Raw genomic sequence first — 16,623 nt, 5'->3', positions numbered from 1 at the left:
TTCTTTTGCTTGTATTATAATCAATTTTCGAACAATTAAAACATCATTTCTTGGTAATAAATATGATAGAAAAAATCCGTTATAAGAAAATTCGTGGTCAAAATAGACGATTACGAGCAATTCAACGTTGGGTAGAAATAAATCGCCATCTGGATTTAAAAACCTTAAAAGAAACTCAACGAGATTATGTCAAATTTAAAGTTGCTCCATTTGGTCAATTAAATATCACCAATAGTGTTTATCCTGAACCTTATGGCAAATTTAAAGAACAATTTATTCAAGGTTTATTTGACATTTATCAACATTGGAAAATACAATTGGATAGTTTAAACCAGCCTTATTATCTGAAAATTTGGTTATTTCAAAATAAAATTAGCCATTCACAAGTTGTATGTGCGATTGGTGATTATTTACATTTTTATGATAATACATTTGAAACGGTACAAAATTCTAATCCACAAAATTTAAACCAGTTTATAAATGATGTTTATCCGGATTATCATAGTTTAAATTGGCAAGAAGCACTAGAAATTGATGCGATAGAAAATACTTATTTAACACTTTATGCTGATGAAAATAATCCCAAAGAATATCAAAAGCTCAAAAAATGGTTTGAACATATTCAAAATACCGCAATCAGAACCCATGAAATCAAGAACCCAACTGATGATGTACAATTTTACTATATCATTCAAAAAGACCGAGTTTGGATTGGCGGTTAATTATCTTTTAACACCATCGGCAACCCCGCCACACAAAACACCACTTTATCTGCCATTTGAGCGATGGTTTGATGCAAAAAGCCGCTTTCATCCACAAATCGTCGTGTCAGCTCACCCATAGGCACAACGCCAAGTCCTGTTTCATTACTTACCAAAATCACGGTGGCTTTGCTGGTTTGAAGCTCATTTAAAAATTCATTTTTATAGGTTTGAAATTGCCCATCTTCTTGGCATAATAAATTTGACAGCCACAGCGTTAAACAATCCACCAAAATCACCGTTTGCTCATCGTTATATTGAGCAAAAATTTTGGCTAAATCGTATTGCTCTTCTATCGTGTGCCAATGTGTCGGTCTGCTCTGCTTGTGATGTTCGATACGCTTGACCATTTCATCATCAAAACGCCCTGCCGTCGCCACATAGATGATGCGTTTGCCTTGTTGTTCATAATCTTTGGCAAGCTGTTCGGCATGACGAGATTTGCCTGACCTTGCCCCACCTAGGGTAAAATAAATCATGCGACATCCTTTTTATTTTAATGTGATTTCATACTGATTGTACAGTTTACCTTGTAAATCATTGGCATCAAAAGTCGCAAAAATCAGCCGATTGACAGGCAGGCATAGAGATCTTGTTGTCACGCCCATCAAGCGATTTATCACACGATCATAATCAAATGCTTTGCGATATAGCCCCAAGGTGATGTGCGGTGTATAAGCTTGTGGTGCGATTTCTCGATGATGACTGCCAAGACTTTGGCGAATGCGCACCAACTCAAGATGCGGTGCAATGCCCAAATGCGCACAATTGATAAAGCTGCCCAAAGCCTGTGTCGTCAGATGGAAGTTGGATAATGATAATTGTTCCAACGCATTGATTTGCTTGGATAAAATATCATCATCAAAGTCATCATCATACTGGCAGTCATCCACATAAAAGCCATTGACAAACAGGGTAATATGCCACTGACGGCGATAATCTTCTGCCAATAATTCATGAATCTCAACTCGAAGCTGACAACAATAGTCAGCCACTACCGCATCATCAATCGGGATATACCACACGCCATAACGCTGCCGACCTTTATGCCATGCTGGATAATCAGCTGTGGTAAACGGTAAGACAGTGGCAGGTGTGGTCATGAGCTGATTATGTAAATTTATTGAACAATGATGACAGTTAAGCGATTTTTAGGCTTTGCATATCCCATCGTGGGACGCACGCCACTGACAAGCCATCGGACTGCCCTGCCTTTAGGCGACAGTAGCCAGCATAGGCAATCATTGCACCATTGTCGGTACACAGCTCAGGTGGTGCATAGTGTACGACGGCATTGATTTTGTTCAGTTCATGCTCTAGGCTTTGGCGAAGTGAGCGATTGGCAGACACACCACCTGCGATGACCAGTCGTGTCAGTCCAGTTTCTTTGAGTGCTTTGACGCATTTTTTGACCAAGGTATCAACCACCGCATACTCAAAGCTTGCTGCGATATCAGCACGCACCACAGGATCGCTGTCGGCATTGGGCGTATCTTTGATCAGATTATGCACCGCGGTCTTCATACCACTGAACGAAAAATCCAGCCCCTTATGCAGCATTGGACGCGGCAGCTCATAAGCGTGGCGGTTGCCCGTTTCGGCAAGCTTGGCGACATTCGGGCCACCAGGATAAGGTAAGTTCAGCATCTTGGCAGCTTTATCAAAGCATTCACCCGCCGCATCGTCGATCGACTCGCCAAGCACAGTATAGTCACCCACACCATCAGCGCGCACCAGCATCGTATGACCGCCCGACACCAGTAGGCACACGAACGGAAATGCCACGCCATCGCCCGTCATCACAGGCGCAAGCAGATGTCCTTCCATATGATGCACACCGATCGCAGGCACGCCAAGCCCGAAAGCAAGCGTCCGCCCAAACAGCGCGCCCGTCATCAATGCCCCAATCAGCCCCGGCCCTTTGGTATAAGCCACTGCATCAATGTCGCTTTTTTTGATATTAGCTTTAGTTAATAATTCATTAAACAAAGGAACAAGCTTACGAATATGATCGCGACTGGCAAGCTCAGGCACGACACCGCCATAAGTGGCGTGCAACTCAATCTGACTGTACAGCACCTGCGCCAGCACACCGCCCTTACCATCGTTCAGCGCGTCATCATAAATAGCAAGCCCCGTCTCATCACAGGAAGTCTCTAAACCCAAAATTTTCATCTGTTGCACTTTTAAATCGACTAAAATTTGCCCTATTATAGCATAAGCCAAGCCAACTTCGCACACTTGTGCTTGTGTGCGTGCTTGTCAGCGCGTTGGTTTTATTATACAGGTTTTATAAGGTAAATTCTTTATCTAAATTATTCAAAATCATCATCAAAATCTCATATTTGTTCAAAATTTAATCAATTAAATCATTATCTTCTAACATTATTTATTTAAAAAATGGAAATGAAAAAATCATCATAAAAACCAAGTATCAAACCGTCCAGTAAACGCTTGTTTTTGGCAATGAAACATAGTACAGTACATTTTACAATGAGTACTATGTACTGATCAGTCAATTTTTTGACATTATGCATGATGAAGTGTTTGTCGATCATAGCACCTTTGATGAAAATCACTGCGAAAAGTAGGCAAAACAGGGAAAATGTGGCATAATACGCCGCGTTTAAGACTTTGAACAACTAAAATCAACGATAAAGGAGCTCGTATGAGTAAATCTACCATCGTCTATACCCACACTGACGAAGCCCCAGCATTAGCAACTTATTCTCTACTTCCAATCATCCAAGCCTTTGGCAACACTGCCAACATTGAATTTGTAACCAGTGACATCTCTCTTGCAGGACGCATTCTAGCCACTTTCCCAGAATACCTAACCGAAGAACAACGCATTCCTGACGCTCTGGCTGAGCTTGCTGTACTGGTTACTAAGCCTGAAGCGAACATCATCAAACTACCGAACATCTCTGCTTCTGTACCGCAATTGGTCGCGGCGATCAAAGAACTTCAAGCACGCGGCTACGCTCTACCTGATTATCCAACCAACCCGCAAACCGACGAAGAAAAAGCCATCCAAAAACGCTACGACAAGATCAAAGGCTCAGCGGTAAACCCAGTACTTCGTGAAGGTAACTCAGACCGCCGCGCACCAAATGCGGTGAAAAACTTCGCCAAAAAATACCCGCACAGCATGGGCGCATGGGGCAAAGACAGCAAATCGCATGTCGCCACCATGACACACGGCGACTTCTTCCACAATGAGCAATCTTACACCACCGAAGCAGCTGACAGCGTCTCAATCGTCTTCACCGACAAAGCAGGCAACAAAACTGATCTGCGCGAGCCAGTAGTACTAAAAGCAGGCGAAATCATCGACGCGACCGTGATGAGCAAAAAAGCCTTGGTGTCATTCCTAGAAGCACAAATCAAAGATGCCAAAGAACAAGGCGTACTGTTCTCACTGCACATGAAAGCGACGATGATGAAAGTCTCCGACCCAATCATCTTCGGCCATGCAGTTAAAGCATTCTTTGCACCAGTATTCGCACAATATGGCGATGCACTGGCAGCAGCTGGCGTCGATGTGAATAACGGCTTTGGCAATCTACTTGCCAACCTAGACAAGCTAGATGCCGCCACTCGCGCAGGCATCGAAAAAGCCATCAATGATGCATATGCTGCCAACCCAAGCCTAGCGATGGTCGATAGCGATAAAGGCATCACAAACCTACATGTACCAAGCGATGTCATCGTCGATGCATCAATGCCTGCCATGATTCGTAACTCAGGCCGTATGTGGGATAAAGAAGGCAAAGCCCAAGACACCAAAGCAGTGATTCCTGACAGCAGCTATGCGGGCGTTTATCAAGCGGTCATCGATTTCTGCCGTGAAAATGGCGCATTTGACCCAACCACCATGGGATCTGTACCGAATGTCGGCTTGATGGCTCAAAAAGCTGAAGAATACGGCTCACATGACAAGACCTTTGAAATCAAAGCCGATGGCAAAGTAGAAGTGTTCAATCAAGCAGGTCAGCTGCTGATGAGCCATGATGTAGAAGCAGGTGACATCTGGCGTATGTGCCAAACCAAAGATGCACCGATCAAAGACTGGGTGAAACTGGCTGTGAACCGTGCGCGCCTAAGCAATACCCCAGCGGTATTCTGGCTGGATGAGCGCCGTCCACATGACGCAAGCCTAATCGCTAAAGTCAAAGTATATCTGGATGAGCTAGACACCAATGGTCTGGATATCCGTATTCTATCACCAGTAGAAGCGACCAAGTTCTCATTGGCTCGCCTAAAAAATGGTGAAAACACCATCTCTGTGACTGGTAATGTACTGCGTGACTACCTAACTGACCTATTCCCAATCCTAGAGCTTGGTACTTCTGCCAAGATGCTATCAATCGTCCCACTGATGAATGGTGGTGGTATGTTCGAAACTGGTGCTGGCGGTTCTGCACCGAAGCATGTTCAGCAGTTCAACGAAGAGAACCATCTGCGTTGGGACAGCCTAGGCGAGTTCTTGGCACTGGCGGTATCGTTTGAGCATTTAGCACAAACCACTGGCAATACCAAAGCGCAAATTCTAGCTGAGACCCTAGACACCGCAACAGAGAAACTGCTGCTAGAAGACAAATCACCAAAACGCAAAGTCGGCGAGCTTGACAACCGCGGCAGCCACTTCTACCTAGCGATGTGGTGGGCGCAAGCACTAGCAGCACAAACCAAAGATGCAGACATCGCTGCTAAGTTTGCACCAGTGGCTGAAGCTCTAACTGCGAACGAAGCGAAAATCGTCGAAGAGCTGAACCAAGTACAAGGTGCAGCAACCGACATCGGCGGCTACTATGCACCAGATTTCGCAAAAGCATCAGCAGCAATGCGCCCAAGCGCAACGCTAAACCAAGCTTTGGAACTGTTGAAATAACCCTAAAGCTTAATAGCAAAAAGCACCTGTTTTTGGCAGGTGCTTTTTTTATGTTTGGTGCTGATTGATATAATGATTTAATATGGGGCTGTACTAGATTAGCAATAATGCTATACTAGTTTTATGAAGATAACCCGTTGTAAATTAAGTAAAAAAGTTCAAGTTAAACTGCTTGAATTTTTTGTGCTTGAAGTCACCGCAAGATCAGCTGCTGATTTGTTAGAGATACATCATAATTCAGCTGCTTTGTTTTATCATAAAATTCGCTTGGTGATTGAATATCGCTTAAACCTTGAAGCTTGTGAATTATTTGACGGTGAAGTAGAATTGGATGAAAGCTATTTCGGTGGCATTCGTAAAGGCAAGCGTGGACGGGGTGCTGCTGGCAAAGTTGCCGTATTTGGTCTTTTAAAACGCAATGGTAAGGTTTATACTGCCTGTGTTAAAGATACCAAAGCTAAGACATTAATGCCTATTATTGCCAGTAAAATCAAACCTGATAGCGTGGTTTATACAGATAGCTATCGAAGTTATAATGCTTTAGATGTGAGTGATTTTAAACACTTTAGAATTAATCATTCCAAAGAATTTGCAAACAATCATAATCACATTAACGGCATTGAAAACTTTTGGTCGCAATCCAAACGCATTCTAAGAAAATATAACGGTATTGACAAAAAGCATTTTCATTTATTTATCAAAGAATGCGAGTTTAGATTTAACTATGGCACACCATCCAATCAATTAAGATTGTTAAGAAAATGGTGTGGGGTTTAGGGGTTTATCTAGTACAGCCCCTTTAATATTATCAATGATAACTTAAGACCAAAAAACCGTTATCAAATCACCTCGCCAACCTACAAATATTTCTTCACAATATCTGCCATCATCTCAATGTGTAATGGATCGGTGTTTAAAGCAGGAATATAAGCATAAGATTTACCGCCTGCCGCCAAGAAATTATCACGATTTTCAACCGCAAGCTCTTCTAGCGTCTCAAGGCAATCTGCCGAAAATGCTGGGCTTGCCACCTGCACGGATAAGCCTTGTGCACCCCACTCGCCCAAAAGCTCATCGGTATAAGGCTTGAGCCACTCTTGTGCCCCAAAACGCGACTGAAAGCTAATCGCCCACTGATCGGCTGTTAATCCAAGCTTATCAGCGACCAGCACCGCCGTCGTGCGACACTGCTCAGGATACGGATCGCCCTTATCGGCATAAGGCTTAGGAATGCCATGAAAACTAAACAGCAGCTTATCCGTGCGCCCATGCTCGTCCCAATAGCGGCGAATGCTTGCCGCCAGCGCATCGATTAAAAGCGGATGATCGTGATAATCCTTAATAAAGCAAATCTCAGGCACATTGCGCAAGCTCATCGCAAGCTTCGCCGCTTTATCGAACGCCGCCGCCGTCGATGTCGCCGAATACTGCGGATACAAAGGCAAAATCACAAACTTATCCACACCATCGGCACACAGCGCGCTCATGGTTTCTTTGATCGATGGATTGCCATAAGTTGTGGCTGGATACACAGCGGTTCGCACGCCTATTTTATCCAGATAATCTTGCAAATCTTTTGCTTGCTGTTTTAAAATTGCCAAAAGCGGCGAGCCGTCTGCCGTCCACACACTGTCATAGGCATGAGCGACTTTTTTTGGGCGTGTGGTCAGCACAAATAAGTTTAAAATCACTTGCCAAATCAACTTTGGGATCTCAATCACCCGTGTGTCGCTCAAAAATTCACGCAAATAGGCGCGCACCGCGGACGGTGTCGGCGCATCAGGCGTACCCAGATTGACCAGTAAAATGGCGGTTTTTTTGCTCATGCTGATTGTCTTCACTCTGTTTATCTAAATGATGTGTAAATCTGTCTAGTTTAGCATTTTTCGCCCAAAAAATCTGTTTAATTTGACCGATTGCCAAGATTTGCACAAATCATCCTTGATAAATTTTTGCGCAGAAAATCAAGGATTTTACCACCAAAAACATTGCCATAATCTCCGTTTGGCTCTACAATATAGCAAGTTTTGATGGATGTTTATGATTGTCATACATCATTAAATTGCATTTTTATAAATTGTAAGTTTTAAGTAGGCTATTATTAAATTTATATAAAAAGTCTACTTTCAAATCTTGGGGAAATTTTGTGTCATCATCCGACCACATTGCACCGCATCTCGACCCAAACTCGGTCGGTATCATCGTGCCGAAAGTCTTGCATTTCGATGAGCCATTGACGCTTGAATGCGAACGCATTTTGCCAAAGTTTGATTTGGTCATTGAGACTTATGGTGAGTTAAATCAAGACAAATCCAATGCCATCTTAATCTGCCATGCGCTATCAGGCAGTCATCACGCTGCAGGCTATCACAGCGTCGATGATGCTAAGCCAGGTTGGTGGGATGCGCTGATCGGTCCAAATAAAGCGATTGATACCAATCAATTTTATGTAGTTTGCTTAAATAATATTGGCTCATGTCATGGCTCAACAGGCCCAACCAGTATCAATCCAGAGACAGGCTCCATCTACGGCGCTGACTTTCCACTCATCACCATCAAAGACTGGGTAAAGACCCAAGTAATGCTCTCAGACCGCCTAGGCATCGACAAATGGCACGCCATCGTCGGCGGCTCAATGGGTGGTATGCAAGCGTTGCAATGGTCGGTGGATTATCCCGACCGCCTAGCGCGTGCAGTCATCATCGCAAGCACGCCAAAATTATCCGCACAAAACATCGCCTTTAATGAAGTGGCGCGCCAATCAATCCTGTCTGATCCTGATTTTCACGATGGCTGGTACTTATTACACGACACCTATCCGCGCCGCGGCTTGATCTTGGCGCGCATGGTCGGACACATCACCTACATCACCGAAGAAGCGATGAAGGCTAAGTTCGGACGCGACCTAAAATCGGGCAAATTCATGTACGGCTACGATGTGGAATTCCAAGTCGAAAGCTATCTGCGCTACCAAGGCGAGCGATTCAGCAAAAATTTCGATGCCAATACTTACCTGCTCATGACCAAGGCGCTCGACTATTTCGACCCGACGCGCGGCTATGCTGATGAAAATTTGAGCGAAGAAGATGCGCTAAAAATCGCCCTTGAGCGCACCCAATGCCAATTTTTGGTGGTGTCATTCACGACCGACTGGCGATTCTCCCCTGAGCGATCGATTGAGCTTGTCGATGCTTTGATCGCCAATCAAAAACCGGTAAGCTTTTTGAATGTCGATGCACCGCACGGACACGATTCTTTCTTATTTGACATCCCGCGCTATGTCAATGCCATCAAGGGCTTTTTGCAAGCACCGCTAAACACACATAAGGGGCGCGTATGAACAGCATCGATCATCAACTGGCAGAAAAATGGATCAAGCCAAATTCACGCGTCCTTGATTTGGGCTGCGGTGATGGCACTTTATTAGCCCATCTACAAAGCTCTTTGGGCGTGACCGGCTATGGACTTGAGATTGATGAGCATAAAATCAATGAAGCCGTTGCTAAAGGCTTAAATATCATTGAACAAGATCTAAATGATGGCTTGGCGCGATTTGCTGACAACAGCTTTGATACGGTGGTTATGGCGCGCGCCTTACAAGCGGTGAAATCACCTGATAAGCTACTTGTCGATATGCTCAGAGTCGCCAAAGAAGGCATTGTTACTTTTCCTAATTTTGCCTATTGGCAAAACCGTGTGTATCTTGGCATCAAAGGCATCATGCCGATGAGCGAGACCCTGCCGCACGAATGGTACAACACGCCTAATATCCATCTGTGCACTTTTAAGGATTTTGAGCGCTTGTGCAATGACAATGACATTCGTATAATCGACGCCGTGGCGATCTCAGACAAACCAAGCCCGAAACTGCCCGCCGCACTGATGAATCGCTTGGTAAAACGCGCGCCAAACCTACTTGCCGATGTTGCTATTTATCGTATCAGCAAAAATTGATGGCGCGCCTTTTCGGCACACTTTAATGTATAAAATTGGTTGCCAAAATGGGATTGGCGGTTGAGTTTTTTGGTACAAAATGCTAAGCTAAACCATAATCCCTTTTTAATTTATTTTCATGTTTTTGCCAATGTTTTTTGGCAAAATTCCTATCGATTTTTAAAATACAATTTAAAAAAATTAGCCTAAAAATATCCGCGGAGTTCTTATGAAACTGCTTAAAATCGCCCTACTGACCAGCGTGCTTGGTAGTGCCACTTTGGCTCATGCACAATCATCAGCACAATATCCTGCATCGTATTTCGAAACCATGGATGTCAAAAGCCTGACCAATCAGGCAGCAGGCGGCAATCATCACGCCCAGTTCTTCCTTGCCAAGCGCTTACAAAAAGGTGAAGGTGTCGCCAAAGATGCCAGCAAAGCCGTTTATTGGTACACACGCGCCGCTGAACAAAATATCGCCCCAGCGCAACTGAATCTTGGCATCATGTACCTGCGCGGCGAAGGTGTGAAAGCAGATCTAGCGACTGGTCGTGCTTGGCTTGAGCGTGCCGCCAATCTGGGTGACAACCGCGCAAGCTATGCGCTGGCGATGATCGATGAGCAGCAGCACCGCTTGGTTGATGCCTATAAATGGTACGATCTATCTACGCGTGATGGTATGCTTGATGAAGGTGTGCGCAACCGTGCCAAAGCCAAGGTCAGCCAATTGGCATTAAACCTATCATCGAGTGAGATCGAATCTGCCAAACGCAGTGCCAATGCATGGTTTCAGAATCATTAATCACAAGTAATGAGTAAAAAGTGGGCAATTGCTCACTTTTTATGTATTTTTTTGACCTAATTTTATGCCAAGTGTGATATTTTTGGCAACTAAGGATTTATAATGCGTTCTCAGCAAGGCTTTACCCTAATTGAACTTTTGATCGTCATTGCCATCATTGGCGTGTTGGCAATGTTCGCCATTCCCCAATACCAAAATCGTACCGCTGCCGCACAGGTAAGCCGCGTGGTAATGGAAACCAGCCAACTGCGTACTGTGGTGGATATGTGCCTAATGCAAGGCGCGAGCGATGATGAGTGTGATGTTGGTAATTTTGACAGTGATTTGGTCAAAGAAAAGGATAATGACATCATCACCATCGCTACAGGCAATGGCGATAACTCAACCATTTCAGCGACACTTGATGGCAATGCTGCTGCCAGCATCCAAGGCAAGAAAGTAACTTGGACTTATACACAAGCAGATGGCTGGGTATGCAGCACGGATGTCGATAAGGATTTGGCAGTCAAAGGCTGCGAGCCGAGCACTGCCGCCAATTAATCACACCAATTATACCTTCAACCGCCAGATCTATGATTTGGCGGTTTTTATGGTTGTGAATTGATAGGCTGTGCCATTCGTTATGCAACCAATCGTTTACCCATCTTAAGCTGCCCAGTCGTTATTCGAAAACACACTAGTGCAGATCAAATATTAAAACCCCCACCAATCATGGCGGGGGCTTAAAATAAGGTGCTGACGATGACCTACTCTCACATGGGCGAACCACACTACCATCGGCGCTAAGACGTTTCACTTCTGAGTTCGGGAAGGGATCAGGTGGTTCCATCTTGCTATTGTCGTCAGCGTAAAAGGATTAACAACGCTGCTTATGAGTCTGTTATTTTATCGTTGCTTTTGCTTTTTTGCATTAGCGTTATCAAGATTGATTCAAGCTTATAGGTAAAATCTTTACACTTACCATCAACACAATCAGTAGTATTAAACCACTTGGGTGTTGTATGGTCAAGCCAAACGAGCAATTAGTATTGGTTAGCTACACATGTCACCATGCTTCCACACCCAACCTATCAACGTCGTAGTCTACAACGGCTCTTTAGGGAAATCTCATCTTGAGGTGGGCTTCCCGCTTAGATGCTTTCAGCGGTTATCCCATCCGAACGTAGCTACCCGGCAATGCCACTGGCGTGACAACCGGAACACCAGAGGTTCGTCCACTCTGGTCCTCTCGTACTAGGAGCAGATCCTCTCAAATTTCCAACGCCCACGGTAGATAGGGACCGAACTGTCTCACGACGTTCTAAACCCAGCTCGCGTACCTCTTTAAATGGCGAACAGCCATACCCTTGGGACCTGCTTCAGCCCCAGGATGAGATGAGCCGACATCGAGGTGCCAAACACCGCCGTCGATATGAACTCTTGGGCGGTATCAGCCTGTTATCCCCAGAGTACCTTTTATCCGTTGAGCGATGGCCCTTCCATACAGAACCACCGGATCACTAAGACCTACTTTCGTACCTGCTCGACTTGTGGGTCTCGCAGTTAAGCGCGCTTTTGCCTTTATACTCTTTGAACGATTTCCGACCGTTCTGAGCGCACCTTCGTACTCCTCCGTTACTCTTTAGGAGGAGACCGCCCCAGTCAAACTACCCACCATACATTGTCCTTGATACTGTTATATCTAAGTTAGAACCCCAACATAACCAGGGTGGTATTTCAAGGATGGCTCCATAGGAACTGGCGTCCCTACTTCAAAGCCTCCCACCTATCCTACACAAGTTAGGTCAAAGTTCAATGTAAAGCTGTAGTAAAGGTTCACGGGGTCTTTCCGTCTAGCCGCGGGTACACAGCATCTTCACTGCGATTTCGATTTCACTGAGTCTCTGCTGGAGACAGCGCTGCCATCATTATGCCATTCGTGCAGGTCGGAACTTACCCGACAAGGAATTTCGCTACCTTAGGACCGTTATAGTTACGGCCGCCGTTTACTGGGGCTTCGATCAATAGCTTCGCTTGCGCTAACCACATCAATTAACCTTCCAGCACCGGGCAGGCATCACACCCTATACGTCCACTTTCGTGTTTGCAGAGTGCTGTGTTTTTAATAAACAGTTGCAGCAGCCTGGTATCTGCGACTGCCAGTAGCTTACACCGCGAGGGTTTCACCACCGGCAGCGTACCTTCTCCCGAAGTTACGGTACCATTTTGCCTAGTTCCTTCAGCAGAGTTCTCTCAAGCGCCTTGGTATTCTCTACCTGACCACCTGTGTCGGTTTCGGGTACGATTTGTTTATGACTATCGCTTAGAAGCTTTTCCTGGAAGCATGGTATTTGCCACTTCGCCAGTAAACTGGCTTGCTATCAGATCTCAGTAATAGCCTAGCGGATTTGCCTACTAAGCCTACCTACATCCTTCCACCTGGACAACCATCGCCAGGCTGGCATAACCTTCTCCGTCCCTCCATCGCATCATAAACAAGTATCGGAATATTAACCGATTTCCCATCGACTACGCCTTTCGGCCTCGCCTTAGGGGTCGACTCACCCAGCCCCGATTAACGTTGGACTGGAACCCTTGGTCTTCCGGCGAACGGGCTTTTCACCCGTTTTGTCGTTACTCACGTCAGCATTCGCTCTTGTGATACCTCCAGCATACCTTACGATACACCTTCACAGGCTTACACAACGCTCCCCTACCACTTAATTGAAACAATTAAATCCGCAGCTTCGGCTCCTAGTTTGAGCCCCGTTACATCTTCCGCGCAGGCCGACTCGACTAGTGAGCTATTACGCTTTCTTTAAAGGGTGGCTGCTTCTAAGCCAACCTCCTAGCTGTCTGTGCCTTCCCACATCGTTTCCCACTTAACTAGGAATTTGGGGCCTTAGCTGGCGGTCTGGGTTGTTTCCCTCTTGACGACGGACGTTAGCACCCGCCGTCTGTCTCCCGGATATCACTCATGGGTATTCGGAGTTTGCATCGGTTTGGTAAGTCGGGATGACCCCCTAGCCGAAACAGTGCTCTACCCCCCATGGTGTTCGTCCGAGGCGCTACCTAAATAGCTTTCGGGGAGAACCAGCTATCACCGAGTTTGATTAGCCTTTCACCCCTATCCACAAGTCATCCCCTACCTTTTCAACGGGAGTGGGTTCGGTCCTCCGGTGTCTGTTACGACACTTTCAACCTGCTCATGGATAGATCACTCGGTTTCGGGTCTATACCCTGCAACTGAAGTCGCCCTATTAAGACTCGGTTTCCCTACGGCTCCCCTATACGGTTAACCTTGCTACAGAATATAAGTCGCTGACCCATTATACAAAAGGTACGCCGTCACGGAACAAGTCCGCTCCGACTGCTTGTATGCACACGGTTTCAGGTTCTATTTCACTCCCCTAACAGGGGTTCTTTTCGCCTTTCCCTCACGGTACTGGTTCACTATCGGTCAGTCAGGAGTATTTAGCCTTGGAGGATGGTCCCCCCATCTTCAGACAGAATTTCTCGTGTTCCGCCCTACTTAATATGTCTCATAAACAGTTTCGCATACAGGACTATCACCTACTATGGTTGGCTTTCCCACGCCATTTTGCTACTGTAAATTCGATCGGCTCCTCCCCGTTCGCTCGCCGCTACTTGGGGAATCTCAATTGATGTCTTTTCCTCGGGGTACTGAGATGTTTCACTTCTCCCGGTTTGCCTCATAAAATAAATTATGATACCTAAGTTATCTTAGGTGGGTTTCCCCATTCAGAAATCGCCGGGTCACAGGATATTGCCACCTCACCGACGCTTATCGCAGGCTATCACGTCTTTCATCGCCTCTGACTGCCAAGGCATCCACCATGTGCACTTCATTACTTGACCATACAACCCCAAGTAGTCTTGGTGTTATAAGGGTAATGTGTAACGATCTTCACCTATGTTTACGCTTGATTCAGTTCTCTTTACTTTAGGTGATTGTATTTTGGGGTACAATCACCATGGTTAATAAATTACGTTGGATAATTTATTAACCCAGACTCATAATCATGTTGTTAAATAGTGTTATAAACTTCGTCAGTTTATAAAGTAAAAGCATAAATAAGAAATCTCTTATTAAATTGCTTATGTATGCTTTGATGTTTAAATGGTGGAGCCAAGGAGAGTCGAACTCCTGACCTCCTGCGTGCAAGGCAGGCGCTCTACCAACTGAGCTATGGCCCCAATTTAATGGTGGGTCTAATAAGACTTGAACTTATGACCCCCGCGTTATCAACACGGTGCTCTAACCAACTGAGCTATAGACCCGTTTTAAACATCTTACCAAAGAACAACTTGTTGTGGATTCTTGCCAATCAGATATCTTCATTAAGGAGGTGATCCAGCCGCAGGTTCCCCTACGGCTACCTTGTTACGACTTCACCCCAGTCATCGACCCCACCGTGGTGATCGCCCTCTTGCGTTAGGCTAACCACTTCTGGTGAGATCAACTCCCATGGTGTGACGGGCGGTGTGTACAAGGCCCGGGAACGTATTCACCGCAGCATTCTGATCTGCGATTACTAGCGATTCCGACTTCATGGAGTCGAGTTGCAGACTCCAATCCGGACTACGATTGGCTTTTTGAGATTAGCATCACATCGCTGTGTAGCAACCCTTTGTACCAACCATTGTAGCACGTGTGTAGCCCTGGTCGTAAGGGCCATGATGACTTGACGTCGTCCCCGCCTTCCTCCAGTTTGTCACTGGCAGTATCCTTAGAGTTCCCACCCGAAGTGCTGGTAACTAAGGAAAAGGGTTGCGCTCGTTGCGGGACTTAACCCAACATCTCACGACACGAGCTGACGACAGCCATGCAGCACCTGTATCAGAGTTCCCGAAGGCACTAAGCTATCTCTAGCGAATTCTCTGTATGTCAAGACCAGGTAAGGTTCTTCGCGTTGCATCGAATTAAACCACATGCTCCACCGCTTGTGCGGGCCCCCGTCAATTCATTTGAGTTTTAACCTTGCGGCCGTACTCCCCAGGCGGTCTACTTATTGCGTTAACTGCGTCACTAAGTCTTCAAGAGACCCAACGACTGGTAGACATCGTTTACGGCGTGGACTACCAGGGTATCTAATCCTGTTTGCTACCCACGCTTTCGCACCTCAGTGTCAGTATGATGCCAGGGAGCTGCCTTCGCCATCGGTATTCCTCCAGATCTCTACGCATTTCACCGCTACACCTGGAATTCTACTCCCCTCTCACCTACTCTAGTCACCCAGTATCAGATGCAGTTCCCAGGTTAAGCCCGGGGCTTTCACATCTGACTTAAGCAACCACCTACGCGCGCTTTACGCCCAGTAATTCCGATTAACGCTTGCACCCTCTGTATTACCGCGGCTGCTGGCACAGAGTTAGCCGGTGCTTATTCTGTAGGTAACGTCAGGGCTAATGGGTATTAACCATTAGCTTTTCCTCCCTACTTAAAGTGCTTTACAACCAAAAGGCCTTCTTCACACACGCGGCATGGCTGGATCAGGCTTTCGCCCATTGTCCAATATTCCCCACTGCTGCCTCCCGTAGGAGTCTGGGCCGTGTCTCAGTCCCAGTGTGGCTGATCATCCTCTCAGACCAGCTACAGATCGTCGCCTTGGTAGGCCTTTACCCCACCAACTAGCTAATCCGACTTAGGCTCATCTAATAGCGAGAGCTTGCGCCCCCTTTCACCCGTAGGTCGTATGCGGTATTAGCTTGAGTTTCCCCAAGTTATCCCCCACTACTAGGCAGATTCCTAAGCATTACTCACCCGTTCGCCACTAGGTATCAGGAGCAAGCTCCCTAACCTCGTTCGACTTGCATGTGTTAAGCCTGCCGCCAGCGTTCAATCTGAGCCATGATCAAACTCTTCAGTTTAATCTTGAGTTGCCAATAAAACAAAGATTGTTTGATTGGACTTTAATGTTGGCTCATTTATTATTACTAGCAATATTTGCTCATCGTGTAAATGAATTAACTTTGAGTATTCTTGCTGAATATAAATGATAATTTTTTTAAGATTATCTTGTATTCGCAAAAATCCACACAAGTTGTTCTTTAGTTTTGATTTTAAATAGTTGTTAGTCAAAGCATCGTCTGCTTGGTGACATAGGATGCGTATTATACGCTGAAATTTTATTAAGTCAAGCATTTTTTTCAAAGTTTTTTGATTTTTTTCAAAAACTTTCGTTTTTGAAAAGTTTTCAAAATTTTTACTTTGAAGCTCAATAACTTGC

At 45.6% G+C, this 16,623-nt stretch carries 11 protein-coding genes, 2 tRNA genes and 3 rRNA genes; 7 read left to right on the top strand and 9 right to left on the bottom strand.

What is annotated here, in order from left to right; all coding sequences use genetic code 11:
• Positions 1-62 precede the first annotated feature (62 nt).
• Positions 63-722 (top strand): hypothetical protein, encoded by a 660-nt coding sequence (locus NGM44_RS07395; protein WP_253223067.1) that lies wholly within the window; start codon positions 63-65, stop codon positions 720-722.
• Here the strand turns inward: NGM44_RS07395 and cobU are convergent.
• From cobU to tsaD, 3 genes are read right to left on the bottom strand one after another with little or no spacing between them, the layout of a single operon-like run.
• The gene (cobU, locus tag NGM44_RS07390) at positions 719-1,240 is read right to left on the bottom strand and encodes a bifunctional adenosylcobinamide kinase/adenosylcobinamide-phosphate guanylyltransferase (RefSeq protein ID WP_253223066.1); all 522 of its coding nucleotides are present in this window, start codon (positions 1,238-1,240) and stop codon (positions 719-721) included. The two genes, NGM44_RS07395 and cobU, sit on opposite strands and share 4 nt — an antisense overlap.
• A gap of 12 nt (positions 1,241-1,252) precedes the next feature.
• Positions 1,253-1,864, bottom strand: coding sequence for a 2'-5' RNA ligase family protein (locus NGM44_RS07385; RefSeq protein WP_253223065.1), 612 nt, complete (start codon positions 1,862-1,864; stop codon positions 1,253-1,255).
• 37 nt (positions 1,865-1,901) lie between these two features.
• On the bottom strand, positions 1,902-2,936 hold the full coding sequence (tsaD, locus tag NGM44_RS07380; RefSeq protein ID WP_253223064.1) for a tRNA (adenosine(37)-N6)-threonylcarbamoyltransferase complex transferase subunit TsaD: 1,035 nt from the start codon (positions 2,934-2,936) through the stop codon (positions 1,902-1,904).
• Positions 2,937-3,429: 493 nt separating this feature from the next.
• Here tsaD and NGM44_RS07375 point away from each other — a divergent pair, with 493 nt between their 5' ends.
• Together NGM44_RS07375 and NGM44_RS07370 are read left to right on the top strand one after the other, a co-directional pair.
• Entirely contained in the window at positions 3,430-5,655 is a 2,226-nt protein-coding gene (locus tag NGM44_RS07375; protein ID WP_253223063.1) for an NADP-dependent isocitrate dehydrogenase, read from the top strand.
• A 123-nt stretch (positions 5,656-5,778) separates the two neighbouring features.
• Positions 5,779-6,432, top strand: coding sequence for an IS1595-like element ISEc69 family transposase (locus NGM44_RS07370; protein WP_253222824.1), 654 nt, complete (start codon positions 5,779-5,781; stop codon positions 6,430-6,432).
• 80 nt (positions 6,433-6,512) lie between these two features.
• Here NGM44_RS07370 and hemH read toward each other — a convergent pair whose 3' ends face one another.
• The gene (hemH, locus tag NGM44_RS07365; RefSeq protein WP_253223062.1) at positions 6,513-7,481 is read right to left on the bottom strand and encodes a ferrochelatase; all 969 of its coding nucleotides are present in this window, start codon (positions 7,479-7,481) and stop codon (positions 6,513-6,515) included.
• A 320-nt stretch (positions 7,482-7,801) separates the two neighbouring features.
• Between hemH and NGM44_RS07360 the strand changes: the two genes are divergently transcribed.
• The 4 genes from NGM44_RS07360 to NGM44_RS07345 all read left to right on the top strand — a co-directional run bounded on the left by NGM44_RS07360 (position 7,802) and on the right by NGM44_RS07345 (position 10,933).
• Positions 7,802-8,995 carry a homoserine O-acetyltransferase gene (locus tag NGM44_RS07360; protein ID WP_253223061.1) on the top strand — a complete coding sequence of 398 codons (1,194 nt, stop codon included), beginning with the start codon at positions 7,802-7,804 and terminating at the stop codon, positions 8,993-8,995.
• Entirely contained in the window at positions 8,992-9,609 is a 618-nt protein-coding gene (metW, locus tag NGM44_RS07355; RefSeq protein ID WP_253223060.1) for a methionine biosynthesis protein MetW, read from the top strand. Before NGM44_RS07360 ends, metW begins: the two co-directional genes overlap by 4 nt.
• A 208-nt stretch (positions 9,610-9,817) precedes the next feature.
• Complete coding sequence (locus NGM44_RS07350; RefSeq protein ID WP_253223059.1) at positions 9,818-10,393, top strand: tetratricopeptide repeat protein; 576 nt, start codon at positions 9,818-9,820, stop codon at positions 10,391-10,393.
• 102 nt (positions 10,394-10,495) lie between these two features.
• Positions 10,496-10,933 carry a pilin gene (locus NGM44_RS07345; protein ID WP_253223058.1) on the top strand — a complete coding sequence of 146 codons (438 nt, stop codon included), beginning with the start codon at positions 10,496-10,498 and terminating at the stop codon, positions 10,931-10,933.
• Positions 10,934-11,126: 193 nt separating this feature from the next.
• Here NGM44_RS07345 and rrf read toward each other — a convergent pair.
• From rrf to NGM44_RS07320, 5 genes are all read right to left on the bottom strand, one after another.
• Positions 11,127-11,240, bottom strand: a 5S ribosomal RNA gene (rrf, locus tag NGM44_RS07340).
• A gap of 154 nt (positions 11,241-11,394) precedes the next feature.
• A 23S ribosomal RNA gene (locus NGM44_RS07335) occupies positions 11,395-14,251 on the bottom strand.
• Positions 14,252-14,514: 263 nt separating this feature from the next.
• A tRNA-Ala gene (locus NGM44_RS07330) sits at positions 14,515-14,590 on the bottom strand.
• Positions 14,591-14,597: 7 nt separating this feature from the next.
• A tRNA-Ile gene (locus NGM44_RS07325) sits at positions 14,598-14,674 on the bottom strand.
• Between the two features lie 61 nt (positions 14,675-14,735).
• Positions 14,736-16,264 (bottom strand): 16S ribosomal RNA (locus NGM44_RS07320).
• The 16S, 23S and 5S rRNA genes sit together here with 2 tRNA genes alongside, the layout of an rRNA operon.
• Positions 16,265-16,623 lie beyond the last annotated feature (359 nt).

Source organism: Moraxella sp. FZFQ2102 (assembly GCF_024137865.1).
GTDB lineage: Bacteria > Pseudomonadota > Gammaproteobacteria > Pseudomonadales > Moraxellaceae > Moraxella.
Note: the sequence above shows the minus strand (reverse complement) of the source record. Positions and strands in the feature narration are given on the sequence as shown.